We start from the raw sequence: 18,429 nt of genomic DNA on the forward strand, positions 1-18,429 counted from the left end.
TCAGTCCTCAACTACGCTTGGGTCTGGGGCCGCCGAGATTCGACCCAAGAGCCCAGATGCGGCCTCTGTTGCGGTTTCTGGACTCAAGCCGCTTTGACAGTAGATGTCGACGACCAATGCGTAAATTTGTTCGTCCGGCCGTGTTGGCATCGGGCCGAGGTACCCTTCCTCGCGGAGGTACTCACGGAGTATTTTTACGTTTTCCTCTCGGAAATAGTTGACCTCATTCGAGAGTCCATCCAGTATCGACTCAGGTTTGCCAGCGACACGGTCCGCCAAGTTACTGGCCTCATCTATGAACTTGTCACTGACAGCGCCACTGGTTTTGAGTACCTCACGATCGACGGGTTTCTCTCGCCCAACCGTGTAGGCTTCGACGAACGCTTCCAGTGCAGTCCCGTGCTGACGAACACGCTCGTGAGCATTCTCGGGCAGGAGTCCGTCGACACCACTGATCTCCAGAAGCGACCGAAGGTGACCCCACTGCTCGATTCCAGCGGTACGCAGCCTGTACAGTATTTCTGGATCTTCGGTCACGTACCAAAGATCCGCCGACGCTGCACCTACTCTCGGATCGAACGGCGGGACATCGAGCTTTCGCCGGTACTCCTGACTTCGGAGAGGGTGATACCACCGGCCACAATCGTCTCCGGATAGCGTCCGTCATAGTCGAATTCGTCCATGGCATCGACGCTCTCGAATGAAAGGACAACATCAACGTCGCTCTCTTGGGTGATTTCCTTCGTCGGGTTCACAAAACTTCCCGTGAGCCACGCACTGCACAGGCAATCCTCGTTATCTTCGAGTGCATCTCGGATTTGTGGCCACGTTGGTTTGCGTTCGTTATCGGCCATTGCAGTGGAGTATCGGTGATTGATTACTGTGATACCGGTACCAAGTCACGATGCCGGAACCAGACATCGATTTCTTCACCATCGGTTTCGATGCGGTAGCTATAGGAGTCCAGTTCGCGCCCAGTCTCGTCTCCGAGAGTGTCCTGCAAGACGTCCGTGATGGTGCCTTCTTTCCCATGGTGTTCGCTGTCGGGATCAGTTTCTGAGACGTAGACCTGTACGTCGTCGCCTGGTTGGTAGGGGTCGCTCGCTGGTTGGGGCACGTCCTCCATCGATACTCGGTATTCTGTGTGGTAAGTTTTTATCGGTACCGAACATCTGTGTGATTCGATGGCCAACCATTCCCTGGCCAATACTGAGGATGTTTGTGATGTAAATCCCGATATAAACTGGTAGCGGAGAGATCCAAAGGAGATCGGAATGACGCTGGCGAGAAACAAATGAACTTGGGTGGGGTATATCTTCACCAGCCGCCGTCAAACTCGGCAGTCAGACCACACAGCTCGGAGAATTTCGTCAGATACCGTTTCTTGCTCTTCTGATTCAACGCGACATACAGATAGTAATCATCCGATAGACCCTTTGTTTGGCGCATTGGCTCTCCGGTTGGATGAGTCGGCTCTGAATTGAGGATCGCATTTTTGGAGCCAGGAACATAGGGAAACGACTCTAACTGATCGATGAGATCATACTCTTGGATCAGGAGATCAACTGTTTCTGCCATCGCATCGGATTGATTTTCCTTAGAGCATGACCACACGCGATCCCCGTTTGCAGAAAGATGGACGATATACTCTGTCTCGACTGTGGAAGAAGTATCAGAGACGACGTCATCCGAAGTAGTCACAATTTCGCCCCCATTTTCGACGACCGGGAGATCTGCTTCATCGCCGTTTGCGAGCGTGTGAATCAGCGAATCAATGTACTCCTTTGACTTTGGTTCGATTTCCTGCGCTAGTGAATCATCAATTTCTGCAATTACGAGCTGCGTCACTCGTTCAGCGAGGCTTTCTTTTTGCTGTTGGAGTGTTTCGACGGCATGCTGTCGTGCTTCAATACGATGGGCAATCGTGTCTGCTTCGCCAGTCTTAACGAGCTCCTTTGAGAGGAGTTCTAAGACGTGCCAATTGTCTTTGAGTTCAGCAATTGAAAACTGTGCTAGTGAGACCTCATCAGGACGAGAGCTGTCTTTCCGACGGCGGAAGATCTCAAATTGACTGCCAGTCGTGAGGAGCCCCCAATCAACCCCTTTCTGTCGCATGTAGCTCGTCAACTGACTTCGATCGGCGTCAGTGAGTGTACTGTCACAGCCTTTCGCTTCGATGAACACGACGGGAGCAGTTTCAATGAGAAGGGCATAATCTGCACGGGTATTCCCCCGACCGATCTGCATCGGATATTCGAGTTCTACTTCCGACGAGAACATATCCCACCCGAGAAGATCGATGAGCGGTTGGGTGAGTTTCACCTTCGTATTTTCTTCATCCATTTGCGGTGCTTGGTCGATGAGAGATTGGGACCGTTCGACGTACGCTGTGATCTCAGATTCGTTCATCGATTAGTTAGTCCTCGCGTGCGTCAGCGACGAAGCGGTAGAGACCTCGATTGACCTTTTCGACCCATCCAGCATTGACAAGTCCGCGAAGGTCACGGTTGATGTACTGTCTACGGGTATCGAGCTGTTCTTCGAGGCGTTTTGGATTGGCATAGCCCCAGGGCCGTGTTTCGTCTCTCCCCGCTTTGAGTACCTCTAGAATAGCGTCTTGGCGGTCGTTTGGTTCGAATTTCTCATTAACCATTATGGAAAGAGATGTTACTTAGTTACAATTAATGTTACGAAAATAGTGTTGAAGTGAGTTACTATGATCGTTAATAGTATTGTTATAGTGTAATAGAAGACTGTTAAATGAAAAATGAAACTGGAACATTTAGAAACTATGAGAGTATCGAAATTACTGCCTGATTTCAATAGACCTAGTATCAATCGCAGCTACGATACAATTGATATCTGCTAGTGTCGGAGTATGTGGATAAATTCAATATGAGAGGAAATAAGTCGTCTATTGTGAACACGTGACTAACTGGCAATCAAACCATCGAATCTCGACTAACCGATAGATCACCCAACGAGGTCCACGATTTTCACCAAGGTTAAGACTCGTCGTTAATATCCTCTCAATAATGAAGGAAGTTCCCGACGAGGAAGGGCGAGGTAGCCTGGAGAAGCTTGAAAAAGAGGAAAGTGTCACAGATATTCTCGATCAGATTCGGCAGCTTGTGCCGAGTGCGTTTTCGGAGGGCGAATTAGATCCCACCAAACTTGCCCAAATTCTTGGACAGAAGGAACTCCCAGGAGATCGTTATGAGTTCCGCTGGGCGGGGAAGCAGGGAGCACTCGACGAAGCACGGCGGGCACCCAAACAGACGCTAAAACCCGACTACGAACGTAGTCTCCAATATAATGACACGGAGAACATTCTGATTGAGGGTGAAAATCTTGAAGCAATGAAAACGCTGCAAAAGGCCTACCATCGTCGAGTGAAGATGGTGTATATCGATCCGCCGTACAATACAGGCAACGATTTCATCTACAACGATAACTACTACACTTCTCGGGCGGAGTACGAGCGTGAAACCGGCCAACGTGATGAAGATGGCAATCGCATGGTTCCTAATCCCAAGACCAATGGGCGGTACCACAGCAACTGGCTGTCGATGATGTATCCACGGTTGTTCATGGCTCGTAGTCTACTCCGCGACGACGGAGCAATCTTCGTGAGCATTGACTACAATGAATATCACAATCTGCGGATGCTCATGAATGAGATATTCGGAGAGGACAATTACGTTGCGACACTCGTCTGGAAGCGGCGTAACCCCGACGCCCGGAACTCGGGTGGCGTGTCATTCGACCACGAATACGTAGTAGTTTATCAAAAGAGTAATGAATTCGAGATGAAAGGGGAAAAGAAAACGTTCGACGCTTACGATAACCCCGATGACGATCCACGGGGACCGTGGCAGAGCGTTATCCTCACAAATCCAAAAGGGAAAAAGGAACGCCCTAATCTCCACTACCCGATCACTGACCCCGAGACGGGTAATGAGTTCCTAGGGACGTGGAAGTACAAGAAGGACACAATGCAAACGTTAATTGATGAGGGTCGCATTCTCTTCCCGGACTCACCGGATGGCGTGCCGCGTCGAAAGCTATTCAAAAACGAAATCAGCGATACCCTTCCGCTTTCATCTCTGATAGAACCTACGAACACAGACATGGATATAGAATCCGTTAAAGAATCAATGGGTCGCACCATTCTTCAGACTGGGCTGACAAGCCGCGGAACCAAGGAAATAAAGGATCTCTTCGGGTTCAAGGCCTATGATCACCCAAAATCGGTTGGATTGGTCCGAAAGCTCGTGGATCACACAGTTGACCCCGGTGATATCGTATTGGATTTCTTTGCAGGTTCGGGTACCACCGGGCATGCAGTGATGGAACACAACGCGCGCGAACAGCACGATGAACCCGTAAAGTTCGTCCTCGTCCAGCTTGATGAGAAGCTCGACGAGCCCCGTAAAGGCTTTGAGATCCTTTCGGAGATCTGTCGTACCCGTATTAAACTCGCCGCTGACCACATCGCAGAAACGGAATCAGATGTATTCGACTCTGGCCTCAAGGTGTTTCAGCTTTCAAAGTCGAATTTCAGGCGATGGCAGCCGACAGTTGGAGCTGAGGAGACAAAAGCGGCTGTCCAGTCAGCGATTGACGACGATTGGGTCGGCGTGGAAGACGAAGATGCTGCTCTCATTGAAGTGCTACTTACTGAAGGCTTCACACCAAACGCCGATATTGAACAGGTCGATGACGATGACCCCGATAAGTGGATGCACGTTGCTGAAGACGGCCGCGAGGTATACATCTCGTTCAACACTGACTTGACGTTCGACACCATTGACGGGCTTTCGCTTTCCGCCGATACACCGCTTATCTGCCTCGATGCCGCACTTTCTGACACGCAAAAGGACAACGCTGCCCGTAAATACACGCTCAAGACCGTCTAATCATGGAATTTGACTTCGACCCTAACCTCGACCACCAGACCACTGCTGTCCAGTCAATTGTCGACCTGTTCGATGGTCATCCGGACACACACAGAGAAGTGCCATTCGGTCATGGCGAGAACCTCGCCATATCCAACCACTTGCACTACAACGATGACGAGGTTCTCGACCACCTAACTACGGTTCAAGAACGCAACGGTATTGAGGCGTCCGTGTCGCTTCGGCCCGACGATGCTTTGCGCGAGTTCAGCGTAGAGATGGAAACTGGGACAGGTAAGACCTACGTCTATTTGCGAACTATCCACGAACTCTTCCAACAGTATGGCTGGAAAAAGTTCATCATCCTTGTGCCCAGTATCGCGATTCGCGAAGGTGTCCTCAAATCAATAGAGCAGACAGCTAAGCACTTCGACAAGCTGTACGGAAACCCGCCATTCAACCATTGTGAGTACGACTCGTCATCACTGGGTGACGTGATTCGATTCGGCACTTCCAACCAAATTGAGGTGATGGTGATGACCCTTCAAAGCATTAACCGCGGAGAAGACAATATCATGTTCCAGCACCAGGATGCTCTAAGCGGCGATCGGCCAGTTGATCGAATCAGTAGTGCCCAACCTGTCGTCATCATGGACGAACCTCAGAACATGGAAAGCGAGAATAGCCGTGACGCTATCAAGCAATTGAATCCGCTCTTCACACTGCGGTACTCGGCAACTCATCGAACCGTGCAGAATCTAATATACCGTCTGACGCCCGTCGATGCCCACGACCTCGGACTGGTGAAACAAATCGAAGTCTTGTCAGTCACTGCCGAGGAAGATTTTAACAAAACGTACATCAAGGTACTTGAAGTAGACACCGACTCACAGGGACCAAAAGCGAGACTCGAACTGCACAAGAACCTGAGTAGCGGGACAAAGAAAGGTAAAAAAACGGTCCGAACGGGTGACAACTTATATCGGGCGAGTAAGAATGTTTCATCTTATCGTGACCTCGTAGTCGAATTCATTGATGTCCGAGATGGGGTGGTAGAGTTCAGCAACGGCGTCACGCTTTCAACCGGCGAGCAGACCGACGATGACATAGAGGTCATCCAACATCGCCAGATTCGTGAGACCGTCCGCGAACACTTCGAGAAGGCACGTCGCTTTCACGATCAGGGTATCAAGGTATTAAGCCTATTTTTCATTGACCAAGTGGCGAATTTCCGTGGGAAGTCGGGAGAAGAGTCGGGTCACCTCTGGAAAGCGTTCTGTGAAGTGTTCAACGACTTAAAGCATGAAGACAAGTTTGAGGACCTCTTCGGCGATCTCTCACCCGAAGAGGCTAGCGGTGCATACTTTGCGAAGACGCGGCAGGGCAAAATCAAGACTCAAGCATGGTCGATTCGCAATGATGTTGAATCGTACGAACTAATCATGCGCGACAAGGAGCAGCTGTTATCGTTTGATGAACCTACGCAATTCATTTTCTCGCACAGTGCACTACAGGAAGGCTGGGATAACCCTAACGTGTTCCAAATTTGCACCCTCAATAACACGGTCAGTCAGACGAAAAAGCGGCAAGAACTAGGTCGAGGAGTTCGCCTACCAGTCAGACAGGACGGAACCCGTCTTGATGAAGGGGATGATCGCAACACGCTTACTGTCATTGCCAACGAAAGCTATGCCGAGTACGCGGCTGCTCTTCAAGAGGAATATGAAGACGAAGGATATAGCGGCAACCTTGGTGAGAAAACTCGAGAACGGCGACAGCGCAAGACGGTAAAACCGAAACAAGAGGTTATCGATCACAGTGAAGCGTTTGCCAATCTTTGGAAACTAATTGCACCCCAAACCCGCTATCGCACGCAAATCGACACTGACGCCCTCATCGAAACGGCCGCTGACCGTCTAGATAATATAACAGTGAATGCGTCGCGGATGCGACTAGACATGGCAGAGTTAGCGCTTACTGACGAATACGAAGTCGAGTCACGCGTTCAAAAGAGTGGTATCGAGGAATTCGACCGAACCATCGAAGTGCCCGATGTTATCGGCGACCTCGCCGAGGCAACGAATCTCACCCGTGAAACCATCGCCTGTATCCTGCTCGAAGCTGACTGCTTTGAATCGCTCAGCGACAATCCGCATGACTTCGTCGCCGAGGCGAAACAGCTCATCAATGCTGTGAAATCCAACCATGTGGTCGATTCACTACAGTACGAACGCACCGACGAGCAATACGCAATAGAGATCCTTACTGAAATCCAAACGTACGCAGACGATACGGTTTCTGTCGAAAATGGCGTATACGACGAAATTATCTTCGACAGTCTTGGCGAGAAGCAATTCGCCAAGCGTATCGATACGGATGAATCGGTAGTGATGTTCATGAAGCTCCCGCCGAAGTACACCATCCCGACGCCCTACGGCGATTACAACCCCGATTGGGGCATCGTCCACCAACGGACCGATTGGGATGGCGACAGTGCTGACGCTACTACGTTATATCTGATTCGCGAGACGAAGTTCGACATATCCAATGAGGATCTTCGGCCCGCCGAACGGATAAAAATCAAGTGCGCTCGAAAACACTTCGACGCTATCGAAGTGGACTTTACCGACATTTACAACGAGAAGGAAACATTAGATCAACAACGTATCGAAGACTTGCTCGCTATCGCTGAATAATCCGCGAGAAAATCAGTACAGAGTATCGGTCAAAACAGCTAGAGAAGCCGTCGAAATTCGTTTTTGAAAGCTCGTATCGCGCCGAATTGATGTTTTGTCAGCCGGTACTTCAATACGAGGCGCAGATGTCCGAGCATTGCCAAGAGGTTAACGTCTCACCCAGCAAGAATCTCACTGAATATTCGTACGTTGAGAGGCAGGCCGACCTCTTCGACCGAATCCCCGCCAAGGGGAGTTCCAGCGCCATACACCAAGCCCAATTGGCCGACGTCTATGGCGTCTCGCCGGGATTCGAGCCTATAAACACTTCCTGATAAGGGAGCAATCATGGATCATCCCTACCCAGTTACAATCTTCTTGCTTGGAACAGTCTTTGTCCTCAAAGGGAATACGTCGAGTGTTCCTCCTTTAGTTGCGTTTTCAACAACAACCATGTGTTTACAGTAGGAGTTGTGTGGACGTGGTGCGGGCACATGCAGACCATCAATTTGCAAGTCATGTCATTGATTAAGATGACGTATTGGCAGTCTGTGGCGTTCTCAAAAGGAGAATAGACAGTAATTCAAATCTCTAATCTCGCCAAATCAAGCTATCAGCTTCGGTCTGGGACTTCTTCGGGGGCGAGTTCATATAATCCGCGGTGAATCTGCTGAACGACGTCCGCCATCTGAAGATCACGAAGGCGTTTTGAGATGAGTTGTCGACTTTCTCCTGTTCGAGTCGCGAGATAGCTTGGTGTTCCACGACCTTCGCGAAGAATCTCGATAATCTTCCAGTGAAGCTCGTCGAAGTTTTCTTCGTTGGCCATTCTATGAATAGTCATTCTTGGGCGATGGTTATAATATCTATTTGTTCAATCATAGTCGTTTCTGTTACAGTCTACATTTGTATTTACAACGTAAATACTAAGAGGATAGATCTCACACTACAAGTCAGAAGTGTGGTTCGCCTGAAAAGGCCGGTGCTGGCACACCGACCGCGCTTCTGCGTGCCACAGAAGCATGACTAGCAATACCCCTTCCGTAGAAAAACGCATCGACTACCAACCACCCGTTCTCGGAGGACAGGACTAATGGCGTCCTTCGACGAGAAACCCAACGGCGGATTACTCTCACTCGAGGCCCAATTCGGCGCAAAAACCTTCCACCCCGTCAAACGCCTCGAACCCACCCCCGACACCGCCACCCAGGATCCGGACCAACCCACGCCCATTACCGACGAGCCGATCACCCGCGCGTACCTCGTCGAACTCCGCGTAGGCTTTCAAACCCGAACCAAGACCACGGGCCAAGACCCCTACCTGTACTGCATCTACGCCACACCGGACTGCCAACGTTTCTTCGAACGACGGTGCCCGATCGAGTACGACGAGGCGGGCTTCCAGATTCCCGAGGACACCGACACCTACCGCTCGGTCGCTACCACCAAAACGGGCAATCCCAACCTCCCCTCGACACCGCCGGGCGAAACCCACGCCGAAACCCGCACACACTACCAGCACATCCTCAAACAGTGCTACGACATCGACGCCACCACCCACGCCACTGCAACCGAGGTGCACGCGTAGATGTTCCCTACAGAACGCCCTTCCCAGCAAGCGACAGCCATCTGCGGTGGTGGACGATGACCCGCACGTCCACCTCGATCACCGCCGAGGAGATCGAGAACACATTCGAACGCTGTCCCCATTGTGGTACCTACGCAGTGCAAATCACCGACTCCCATTACTGTGACAGCCGGTTCACCAGCGATCTCACCGACGCCGAACGCGACCAGCGCATCGCTGGTGACCCCTATCCTGGCGATGAGACGGTCGCTATCGTCGATCAGCCTGCAGGCGGCGCGTTTGCCTATCACGAACTCGACGCGGGCAATCATTCGCTCTGTACGCTGCAGACCGACAACCCACTCGCCTATTGCACTCGCACAGAGGCACAAGACGATCAGTACGCACCCTGCCAGCTCTGTCAACGCCTTCGCGAAAAACGGGAGGCTGAGCAATGACCGATCAGCGAACGATCCTCGCGCTGGCGTGTACAGACCCGATTCAGATCCACACGCAGAAGCGCACGCTCACGGGTATCGTCTATCAGTGTGATCATTCGGAACCTCAACTCTCCTGTCGTGGCCCCGAGCCCGGTGAGCACGTTCTGTACGTTGCCACGCCGTCGAATGATCTGTACCGGCTGCAGTACTGCTATTACGACGAGTACGAGCACACCGATACCGAGTTAGATCATTACGGACGCACCCCCTCGGGCAAGTACGCTTGGTTGCGCACCTACGCCACTGTCGAGTGCATCGTCAATCCGACGGGAGGTGAGCAAGCGTGAGTGGGTATGCACCAACGCCATTGAATCCACGCGATGCCGGCTCGCTCGTTGCACACCTCGAACCGAGTGACCGCGTTCGCATCACGACCCCGGAGTTGCCACGGACGATCCTCACCGTCAAAGCAACGAACCCACCGACACGCTGCGGCCCGCATCTCGTTCTAACCGCTCCACCGATCACCACGACGGCACAGGACGAACTACAGCAAGCCACTTTCCACTGCACCAGTCAGCCCGACGCACCCATGACTGTTCTTGAGTACACCCACACCGCCAGAGACACGACTGCTCGTTGTATCGGCACGCACACCACCATCGCGCATTTCCCACGACCCTCGACGCCAACAGAGGACACGACGGTCACAGCGGAGGTGGCTGTCAATGAGTAACACCACTCCGTCCGGAGCGTCCAATGCGCTCGAAAACGTCTCAGTCACCGACCTCGCCAAGCACGTTCAGTCGCTCACTGACCGTGTTGACGACCTTGAGCAACAAGTTGCCGAGAAAGACGAGCGAATCGATGATCTCGAGGACTATCGCGAGGAGGCGACGAAAGAACGTGCCCAGGACCGACAGCAATTCGGTAGTCTCGAAGACACAACCGAGTCCATGGAATCGGATATTGACGACCTCGCCGAAATAGAGGAGAAGAATGCACGAGTTCGGGCGTCGGTCTCGCGTATAATCAATCTCGTGCGAGATTACGAGACCGAAGAGAGTGTTGACGACGAGTCACCAAACCTCGCCGCGGAAGCAACCAATGCAGGCCGTCAGCTCTTCGAGACGATTCAGCGTTCGGAGCAAAACACCGAACTCATGAACTTCCGCGAAAAGCGCGCAGAGAGCCAGCAAGTCGAGGACAAATATCTCAACGTCCTCGAACACGCGAAGAACGTCGCCAAGACGAACGACGTGATGGTCGCACGGTTGGGCTATCGGGAAGTCGCAACGCACTATGGCTGTGCGTACAAGAACGACGGCTATCGCGTGATGGAGGAAATGGCCGAACGCGTTCCCGGCGTGACCTACAAGGAATCCCGAACGCTGTGTGTGGACGACGCAATGGGTGTTGGCGGCCACCACATCGAAATCACGTTCGCACATCCCGACTTAGCCGGATGGATGCGCGCCCACGAAGCGAACGCGGGAGGGAACTAACCACGGACGGAGCGGATTATAACGTTATAATCACGGGGGTTCTGCGAACCCCCGCTCGAACCACACCACCACAAGAGATTCACACCGCATTGCCGGTGAAACATGGTGGTAGTAATCGGTTGGGTACGGTGGAGTGCGTCTATTTCTGCGTCTATTTCTGCGAAACGGAGGGGGTCGCTATCGCGATCCCCCTCTATTACAACGGTATAATCGACTATTCCCGCTAGTGACAGTCTTCGACGGCTTGGTTGAGAACGTGGCAAAGTGTTTCGAGCTGACGAGCTAGCGGTTGAACATTATCCACTAATCACCTGTTATGAGTGGCACGCAAGATAGAGAGTATACATTAGTCGTGGTGGGAGGACAGAAACATCCTCTCACGCTAAACTAGTTGCTCAAGTCCTAGATCCCATATTGAGCTAAAAATATTCGTAGGGGCTGAAATGAATACGGAAAACTAATTGCTAAACAATTTCAAACCCATAATTATCTGATGAGTGGTGCATTCTACGGTGCCCTAGCTGGCTCCGCCAGCGTCTTCGTAGCTATACTTACCGCCCTCCTCGTCAATAACTACGTCCAAATTAAATCTGATCGAAGACACACAATAAACGAACTTGACCGGATAGAAGAAGACTTGGAGGGGCTTAGGAATCGACGAGATGATTACCAGAACACTGTCGACAGTCTGGTTGATAAACGCGAAACAGACTACAAAGAGAAAGCGACAAAGCAGGTTAACGATTTCATCGAAAGCGAAATCCCGTCCGAGATCTCTAAACCAATTGAGCAACTATCTGTCGACGAACTCTACCAGAAACTCATTGATTTCCATGACTGCGAATCTGCCGAAGATCTAGAAGACAGTTCAATCAGCTACTACCATAGAGATTTCCTGAAAAAGCGGATGGATGATATCGAAAACCGGATATTGAACGATATCATTCCGCCCTTTGCCTCCAAATACGAGGGGAAAGGCTGGGATCCGAATGCTGACGCAGTTACTACCAGCCTGACTGATAGACTGAGAGAAATAGACAATGGAGAAAATGGTGAAGCAAACGACGCGGAACAATCTACAGAAGATGATGATGACTCAGAGATCGTAAAGAAAGCTAAGAGCCTGAGAAAAGACCCACTCGAACTTGACGAATTCGTCGGGAAATATGAGAAGACCCACAGTATAGATGGGTTAGACGAGAAGACTAAAAAGGAATTAGAAGTTCAGTATAACGAGATAGTAGATAAAAATCCGTCCTCGAATTCTTCCTGGACATCAACAACCAGTCCCCGTGAGACCGGTCCATTTGGTCCTCTTCGAAATGAGTTGGCAGGTAATAGCTTCACCATGCCGAAATTTGACGAACCTTTCAAAGATATGGGAGACAGGGTAACAAACTCTGTCTTGGGACTCAATGTACATGAGCAGCAGAAACTAGAAGAAGCAAATGAAAACCTACGAGAGAAAAAAGCCGAGATCGAAATTTTGGAACAGCGGCAAGATCGACTGAAACGGGAAAAAGAACGGTTACATCCCGAAGACTTAGAGCCTACACTCGTGGCAAACGTGGCGACAATAATCCTTTCAGTCGTCATCCCAATCTTCGTATACCTGATCTTCGTCACAGACTCCGCAATCACACTACCGAATTGGCTCTGGATAATCTCCCACACTGAGATCAACGTCTTCCTATCCTGGTTCTTGGGTCTGTGCGTAGTCTTCGAATCGATCCATGCACGAATTAACGACCGAGAACCCAAAGCATTCAGCTTCTACCAATGGCTCGGGGAGTGTCTCTCGTCAAGTCGTTCGTGATTTCTGGTTCTTACCTACGGCAATATAATACCACCTCAGAATCGGTTGCCATATACGTTCCCTACAATCAGCCCAACCGTCTAAGTCTGTCATCGATGGTGATTACCAACCTAACAGTGATTTTTGGTTCTATGGAGGAGCAGGTGGCAACAATCCATCCTCGAAACTTGTGATCGTTAGAGATACGATTTGAGGCTGGTTTCGCTATGACTCGAAAGCAATTGCTCAATGCGTTTCTCACGCCACCCCAACGGCGACACCACACTCGCGGCTGCACGAATCAACAGCTCCCGATAGAACCCGACATCATACTCACCCAATTCCTCACTCGCCAACAGCAACCGCTCTCGCGAGTCCTTCGAATCATCAACCACCACATACGACACACTTTGCCCAGGCGCACGTGCCAACCCCAAATCAGTCGCTCGCTCTAATGCCGCCACACTCCGGGTTGATTGCGTGTAGTCCTCCCGCTTTTTCGAAACCCGATTCGTGATCACTAACTCACTCGGATCAACTGCCCCACGTTCAAGTCGATCGACCCACGACCGCAATTCTTCACAAACCTCTTTCGGGTCGCGGTACTCATCCAGCGCTCGAATCAACGCTTTCTGCGCTTCATCGATATACGGGGGCGTACTTCGCTGGCGACACTCGATGCCCCGATACTTGTACTCATCTTTGCCAGCGACCTTCCCAAAGTACTTCGTCAACGCACCAGCATCCGAATCACGCAACGGCACGAACGCTATCCAATCGTAGTGCGCTTCATGCTCAAGCCGAATTGCCATCTGCTTAGAAATCTCCGAGACAAGCTCGGACAGCGATGTCTGTTCCTCGTCTTCGATCGGCGTCACCCACACGCTATCGACGATACCATGCACAATCCGCCACCCGTTCTCCTCGAGCACCGCTTTCGTTTCCAACAGAATCTCCCGAGCAAACGCGTTGATCGCTTCGTGGCACTCGATGCGCCCGAACTTCGCATTCGAGAAGCCCTGATACCCGAAACACGAGACCAAAATCCACTTAATCGCACTCGATTGGCCTTCCAACTCGTCGCGATGTTCCTCGTCCTCAGTCTCGCGAATCTCGGCTTTGATCGCATCCCGATCCTCGATCAACGGTTCAAGTACGTCCGGAAGATACCCACGCTCGTCACAAATCGAATACCCGATGCCTGGCACGTCCTCCCTCCCAGAGTGACATTCACATCGGATCTTCTCCGGACTCACGTTACGGGTGACGATGATATTCGGATACAACGATGAGAAGTCGAGTTCGTGGACGTCCTCGTGCAGCCCGACGTTCGGCGCGAAGGTGAACCCACCCCGGTCGGCGTCGTGCAGCTGGCGCATCGTTTTGAATTTCTCGTGACGCCACGAGCGCCACGGGACCAAAACATCCCGTTCACGAGCTTCCTGGATCTGAATCCCGGTCAGAATGTTCCCGATCGACGACCACACCAACTCTTGCAGTGGTTTGCCCGATTGTTCGACGAGATACAGACAGCCGTCGAGATTCGTCTGATTCCACATGAACGTATTCGAGCCGTCGATGATAACTCGTCCAGGAAGATTGTACCGTGCGGGTGAGTGCCCGACTTGTCCGTAGCTTTCGTAGGTTGATTCACCCGCCAATTGCTGCCATCCTGGCTGTCGGCCCAGCTGGAACTCGACGTCGAGCCGATCGGCCTGCTGGAACAGGACTGGAATGAGATCACTCGTATTCAGGAAGAGCACGTCGGGGTCGACCGACTCAACCCGACTCGACAGCGTGGTTAACACGTCTACCCCACTCCCAGTCACTGTCTCATCGTCGATTGTGAGTTCGGTAACTCTCTCACTCGCGAGTTCTGTCTCCGACACAGCAATCTGCATCTGTGAGAGTTCGCGGGTCGGGAGTGGGTCAATCTCCTCTTCGAGACAGTACCGGAACTCCCGCGAGAAGTCGACGTTGTAGCATCGATACTCACCCGGAGAACCCCACTTACTCACCATTCGTGCCACCGAATTCACCGCCTTGAGGTCAACCACATCCACCCGAAGTACCTGCTCCAGGTCGTGGCGGAAGCTTACGCGTTCATCAACAACAGCAACCCGAACAACGGCAGGATGATCACGGAGTGCAGCACGTGCCAGCGAAAACTCCCCATCGTCATGCACCGACACGTAGATCGTTGGCGTATACGATTCATCCACTCTACACTCCACCCCCGTCTCGGTCACCGACCATCTGAGCACGTCACCATCGACGTAGTCGATTTTGTACACCATCGCCTCACCCTCAATCGTTCAAATCGTCCTCTATGTGATCGAGTCGCTCCTCCAAATCGTCGATTTGCAGTTGCTGTTCGAGCAACATCGAGATGAGAATGGGGGTCTCAACGAACAATGGCTTGTGAACCGTGCTGGGATCGGTATGCAACTGGGCATACTCGAAGAGTCGATCGAAGACTTCCTGATCGGTCGATCGAAGTGCTCGTCGATACTCGTCCCATCCCGTCGTGATTTGGCTGATTTGGCTCATTACAGGTAAACACGACCACCGAGAGTCCCTTAGGCAAGCCAGGGTCGCTTCCGAATATTCCAATAGATGAAATATCGATGGAAATCAGTGTGAGTACTGGTCGTGCTGGCCACCAACTATGAAGTAAGACTCGAGGTTCTGCTATCGTCAGTTTGGAGTGAATCAGTACGTCTCTCTCCAGAACGTTCTCACCGAGATGAGTCTCAATCAGATCTCGAAGTACCGGTCGTCAGTGGCCCTGTTGAATCGTTTCCGATTGGATTTTCCGAAAACACAGTTGTCACCAACGCTCACTCGGAGAAAGGTAAGGAAAGCCGTAGGCAGGGCTCTCACAACCAGCCAATCCTTGAGCGTCGGATGATGGCGTCGGGAAATTGTCTTGACCAGTTGTGAGAGCGCAGTTAGAGCATCGGACGGATGCATAAAACGCGTACCGGTAACACAAATGCTGATTGTAGTAACCCACAGACGAAACCGATTGTATCAGTCAGAATGCTCCGATAGTTGCTCAATTTTGTAATCAGTAATCAGTCAACCGGAGCTTCCCATCGACTTCATACAGATGGCCCCGCATGTAGAGTCGTTCAATGATATCCTCGGCAGCAGGCTGCTGCAAATCTTCTTCCTGTGCCAAGACAGCGTAGGCGTCCTTGTAGGTGAGTTCTCCCTCACTTGGCAGTGCGTTCGCCAGTGCATCGAGGGCGTCTTGCGCAAGTGGTGTGAGTGGCGACCTCCGATTCGAGATCATAGATGGAATCAATATGAGGACTGCTGATGTAAATCCTCGGGACAAAATAAACGAGAGTCGGTGAGCACACACCGGATTTCCTTTGTTTTCTTGCAAGCCCGTATGGACGAGACCGGTGAGAGACACGATCATCGTAACATTCGTTCCAGAGTTCCACGGACTGACGATCACCCCCCACCCCACTTTGTCATGAGTAAACCGAGAGAAAGTAACCGAAAACAAAACCTAGAGTTGATCATTCTAGCAAATTGAGTTGGATTATATATACTACGGGTATTGTTTGTGCTATCGGGATAAATAATTTTCCCCGGCAAAAGTAGTATCGTATCCGCTGAAGAAACCCCCCTTCGCACAACGTTACTCATGACAAAGTGGGGGGTGTGGGGGATCCATATCGTATAAGACGTGTCTAAGAACGCTTCTCGCGGCCGTTTACTCATGACAAAGTGGGGTGTCTGACTATCGATGACTACTCGCTGACCGTGTGGCGATCATAGTTCACAACTCCTGCCAAAGTGGGGTGGACTATGCAACGGCTGTAACTCACGATACTCCTGTCACTACGGTCAGGGGGATTTATATAGAATTAGACTGATACGACACGCATGGGATTAGGCCATCTATCCGCAGACGATCCAATATTTTTGGATGAAGATGTCTTCCGAGATTCCTATACTCCTGAGGAGATGGTAGCTCGTGATGAGGAGCTAAACGAATATCTACAAACGTTCAAGCCGATTGTCCGAGGAAAACGACCCCGGAACGTGTTTCTCTATGGCAAAACGGGCGTAGGGAAAACAAAAGGGACAGAACTTGTGATGGATCGATTGATCGAGGATGCAAACGACCTCTCGGTCAATGGTGATGAGATCTCTGTCAGAGTAATAACCCTCGAATGCAAGCAGCTCAACACCTCTTATCAGGTTGCGGCTAATCTCATCAATAAATTCCGGACAGAGGCTAACCGTTTTCCGACGACTGGTGTTCCTGCTGGTGACGTTTATAATACGCTTTATCGCCATCTCCGTGAATTAGATGCAACCCACTGCGTTATTGTTCTTGACGAGATCGACTCGATCGGGTCCGATGACGAGATCCTTTATTCGTTGCCTCGGTGTAATGATAATGGAAACGTCCCCCCAGAGAAAACGAAAATCGGTGTTGTCGGCATTTGTAACAGTTTCTCGTTCAAGCGTGGTCTGTCCGCCCGTGTCCAGGATAGCTTGTGTGATGAGGAGATCCTGTTTCCGCCTTATGATGCAAACGACTTGCGCAAGATCCTGTATCAACGTGCTACGAAAGGTATCGTGGGGGTTGAGTATCATGATGAAGCAGGGGTAACAGACTACGGCGTTCTGGGCGACGATGTCATCCCACTGATTGCGGCCCTTGTTGCGCAGGAATCTGGCAGTGCTCGCGATGCACTCTCTCTTATGTACCTCTCTGGGAAGTCATGTCGTGAGCGCGATGGCGACACTATCTCTGAGCAAGATGTCCGTGAAGCTCGTCAGCGCGAGGAACAAGGACGGACAGCAGACGAAATACGACAACTCCCAATTCAGGGCAAACTGACGATGATGGCAGTGATGAAACTTGAGGATGCTGGCTATCCGCCTCTCCGTAGCAAGGATATTTACAAGGCCTATTCCCTGGTGGCAGAAGCAGCAGACACTGATACTCTTTCTCTTCGGAGTTTTCGTCGACGTGTCTCCGATCTCTTAGTCCGCGACTTTCTTGCTTATAAGGAAAGCAACGAGGGTAAATCCGGCGGGAGTTACCGCAAGTACGAACTGGGCGGTATTGACGATAATGTTGCTCGTGAAGTTGTTACCCAAAACGAGGATGGGGAGTCAGGGAGGTTGGCCGATATTGCCAGTCGTTCATTCGTACAGAAATTCCGAAGAGCATTGGGTGAGCCCTAAAACAAGCCTCTCGTTCCCTCTGGCGACTTGTTTGTTTTCTACTGTTGCTATTTATCAGATATTGTGCTAAAAGCATCCATATGTCGAGTAGTACCGTCTTGTTGAGTGCAACAGGTGGTGCTCATTTCGTTGGGCTACTATGCTGGTTAGTATAGCATACTAACTCTCAAACAACCCGTCTGATTCACGCCTTCATTCGTATATCTAACCCGTAATTTTATAGCCAACGCGAATAATATGCCGTATATGGATAACCTGAATAACCATCGTAACCCGACAAACTCGCATAACTCGTCTAACCCGTGTTACACGGGTTACGAGGTGGTTGT

17 protein-coding genes are annotated in these 18,429 nt (G+C 51.1%); 8 read left to right on the forward strand and 9 right to left on the reverse strand.

Annotated features, from left to right (window positions below):
• The 5 genes from V5735_RS00170 to V5735_RS00190 all read right to left on the reverse strand — a co-directional run bounded on the left by V5735_RS00170 (position 1) and on the right by V5735_RS00190 (position 2,653).
• On the reverse strand, positions 1-537 hold the full coding sequence (locus V5735_RS00170; protein WP_423743115.1) for a hypothetical protein: 537 nt from the start codon (positions 535-537) through the stop codon (positions 1-3).
• A gap of 26 nt (positions 538-563) precedes the next feature.
• On the reverse strand, positions 564-854 hold the full coding sequence (locus tag V5735_RS00175) for a hypothetical protein (protein WP_423743116.1): 291 nt from the start codon (positions 852-854) through the stop codon (positions 564-566).
• 23 nt (positions 855-877) lie between these two features.
• Positions 878-1,126: a hypothetical protein gene (locus tag V5735_RS00180; protein ID WP_423743117.1), complete on the reverse strand. Its 249-nt coding sequence runs from the start codon at positions 1,124-1,126 to the stop codon at positions 878-880.
• A 191-nt stretch (positions 1,127-1,317) separates the two neighbouring features.
• Positions 1,318-2,409, reverse strand: a complete 1,092-nt coding sequence (locus tag V5735_RS00185; protein ID WP_423743118.1) for a type I restriction enzyme HsdR N-terminal domain-containing protein — start codon at positions 2,407-2,409, stop codon at positions 1,318-1,320.
• A 7-nt stretch (positions 2,410-2,416) separates the two neighbouring features.
• Entirely contained in the window at positions 2,417-2,653 is a 237-nt protein-coding gene (locus V5735_RS00190) for a MarR family transcriptional regulator (RefSeq protein WP_423743119.1), read from the reverse strand.
• A gap of 382 nt (positions 2,654-3,035) precedes the next feature.
• Here V5735_RS00190 and V5735_RS00195 point away from each other — a divergent pair, with 382 nt between their 5' ends.
• Both V5735_RS00195 and V5735_RS00200 read left to right on the forward strand, forming a co-directional pair.
• Positions 3,036-4,919 (forward strand): site-specific DNA-methyltransferase, encoded by a 1,884-nt coding sequence (locus V5735_RS00195; protein ID WP_423743120.1) that lies wholly within the window; start codon positions 3,036-3,038, stop codon positions 4,917-4,919.
• A gap of 2 nt (positions 4,920-4,921) precedes the next feature.
• Positions 4,922-7,594 carry a DEAD/DEAH box helicase family protein gene (locus tag V5735_RS00200; protein WP_423743121.1) on the forward strand — a complete coding sequence of 891 codons (2,673 nt, stop codon included), beginning with the start codon at positions 4,922-4,924 and terminating at the stop codon, positions 7,592-7,594.
• A 592-nt stretch (positions 7,595-8,186) separates the two neighbouring features.
• Here V5735_RS00200 and V5735_RS00205 read toward each other — a convergent pair.
• Positions 8,187-8,402: a helix-turn-helix domain-containing protein gene (locus tag V5735_RS00205; RefSeq protein WP_231189006.1), complete on the reverse strand. Its 216-nt coding sequence runs from the start codon at positions 8,400-8,402 to the stop codon at positions 8,187-8,189.
• Between the two features lie 264 nt (positions 8,403-8,666).
• Between V5735_RS00205 and V5735_RS00210 the strand changes: the two genes are divergently transcribed.
• From V5735_RS00210 to V5735_RS00230, 5 genes are all read left to right on the forward strand, one after another.
• Entirely contained in the window at positions 8,667-9,161 is a 495-nt protein-coding gene (locus V5735_RS00210; RefSeq protein ID WP_423743122.1) for a hypothetical protein, read from the forward strand.
• Between the two features lie 56 nt (positions 9,162-9,217).
• Positions 9,218-9,598: a hypothetical protein gene (locus V5735_RS00215; protein WP_423743123.1), complete on the forward strand. Its 381-nt coding sequence runs from the start codon at positions 9,218-9,220 to the stop codon at positions 9,596-9,598.
• Entirely contained in the window at positions 9,595-9,927 is a 333-nt protein-coding gene (locus V5735_RS00220) for a hypothetical protein (protein WP_423743124.1), read from the forward strand. The genes V5735_RS00215 and V5735_RS00220 overlap by 4 nt, the downstream gene beginning before the upstream one ends.
• A 381-nt stretch (positions 9,928-10,308) precedes the next feature.
• Positions 10,309-11,085, forward strand: a complete 777-nt coding sequence (locus tag V5735_RS00225; protein ID WP_423743125.1) for a hypothetical protein — start codon at positions 10,309-10,311, stop codon at positions 11,083-11,085.
• Positions 11,086-11,578: 493 nt separating this feature from the next.
• The gene (locus V5735_RS00230) at positions 11,579-12,901 is read left to right on the forward strand and encodes a hypothetical protein (protein WP_423743126.1); all 1,323 of its coding nucleotides are present in this window, start codon (positions 11,579-11,581) and stop codon (positions 12,899-12,901) included.
• A gap of 176 nt (positions 12,902-13,077) precedes the next feature.
• Here the strand turns inward: V5735_RS00230 and V5735_RS00235 are convergent, their stop codons facing one another.
• From V5735_RS00235 to V5735_RS00245, 3 genes are all read right to left on the reverse strand, one after another.
• On the reverse strand, positions 13,078-15,177 hold the full coding sequence (locus V5735_RS00235) for a type B DNA-directed DNA polymerase (RefSeq protein WP_423743127.1): 2,100 nt from the start codon (positions 15,175-15,177) through the stop codon (positions 13,078-13,080).
• A 10-nt stretch (positions 15,178-15,187) separates the two neighbouring features.
• On the reverse strand, positions 15,188-15,430 hold the full coding sequence (locus tag V5735_RS00240) for a hypothetical protein (protein ID WP_423743128.1): 243 nt from the start codon (positions 15,428-15,430) through the stop codon (positions 15,188-15,190).
• A 520-nt stretch (positions 15,431-15,950) separates the two neighbouring features.
• Positions 15,951-16,178 carry a hypothetical protein gene (locus tag V5735_RS00245; protein ID WP_423743129.1) on the reverse strand — a complete coding sequence of 76 codons (228 nt, stop codon included), beginning with the start codon at positions 16,176-16,178 and terminating at the stop codon, positions 15,951-15,953.
• A gap of 605 nt (positions 16,179-16,783) precedes the next feature.
• On the opposite strand from V5735_RS00245, the gene V5735_RS00250 reads away from it, so the two are divergent.
• A complete protein-coding gene (locus V5735_RS00250) occupies positions 16,784-18,100 on the forward strand; it encodes a Cdc6/Cdc18 family protein (protein WP_423743130.1) in 1,317 nt (438 codons plus the stop codon).
• Positions 18,101-18,429: the final 329 nt, after the last annotated feature.

Source organism: Haladaptatus sp. SPP-AMP-3, from assembly GCF_049568665.1.
GTDB lineage: Archaea > Halobacteriota > Halobacteria > Halobacteriales > Haladaptataceae > Haladaptatus > Haladaptatus paucihalophilus.

Coding starts and splice junctions, on each gene's coding strand:
- V5735_RS00225 (WP_423743125.1), top strand. CDS start 10,309: ATGAGTAACACCACTCCGTCCGGAGCGTCCAATGCGCTCGAAAACGTC.
- V5735_RS00195 (WP_423743120.1), top strand. CDS start 3,036: ATGAAGGAAGTTCCCGACGAGGAAGGGCGAGGTAGCCTGGAGAAGCTT.
- V5735_RS00200 (WP_423743121.1), top strand. CDS start 4,922: ATGGAATTTGACTTCGACCCTAACCTCGACCACCAGACCACTGCTGTC.
- V5735_RS00250 (WP_423743130.1), top strand. CDS start 16,784: ATGGGATTAGGCCATCTATCCGCAGACGATCCAATATTTTTGGATGAA.
- V5735_RS00210 (WP_423743122.1), top strand. CDS start 8,667: ATGGCGTCCTTCGACGAGAAACCCAACGGCGGATTACTCTCACTCGAG.
- V5735_RS00205 (WP_231189006.1), bottom strand. CDS start 8,402: ATGGCCAACGAAGAAAACTTCGACGAGCTTCACTGGAAGATTATCGAG.
- V5735_RS00190 (WP_423743119.1), bottom strand. CDS start 2,653: ATGGTTAATGAGAAATTCGAACCAAACGACCGCCAAGACGCTATTCTA.
- V5735_RS00240 (WP_423743128.1), bottom strand. CDS start 15,430: ATGAGCCAAATCAGCCAAATCACGACGGGATGGGACGAGTATCGACGA.
- V5735_RS00215 (WP_423743123.1), top strand. CDS start 9,218: ATGACCCGCACGTCCACCTCGATCACCGCCGAGGAGATCGAGAACACA.
- V5735_RS00235 (WP_423743127.1), bottom strand. CDS start 15,177: ATGGTGTACAAAATCGACTACGTCGATGGTGACGTGCTCAGATGGTCG.
- V5735_RS00175 (WP_423743116.1), bottom strand. CDS start 854: ATGGCCGATAACGAACGCAAACCAACGTGGCCACAAATCCGAGATGCA.
- V5735_RS00245 (WP_423743129.1), bottom strand. CDS start 16,178: ATGATCTCGAATCGGAGGTCGCCACTCACACCACTTGCGCAAGACGCC.
- V5735_RS00180 (WP_423743117.1), bottom strand. CDS start 1,126: ATGGAGGACGTGCCCCAACCAGCGAGCGACCCCTACCAACCAGGCGAC.
- V5735_RS00230 (WP_423743126.1), top strand. CDS start 11,579: ATGAGTGGTGCATTCTACGGTGCCCTAGCTGGCTCCGCCAGCGTCTTC.
- V5735_RS00185 (WP_423743118.1), bottom strand. CDS start 2,409: ATGAACGAATCTGAGATCACAGCGTACGTCGAACGGTCCCAATCTCTC.
- V5735_RS00220 (WP_423743124.1), top strand. CDS start 9,595: ATGACCGATCAGCGAACGATCCTCGCGCTGGCGTGTACAGACCCGATT.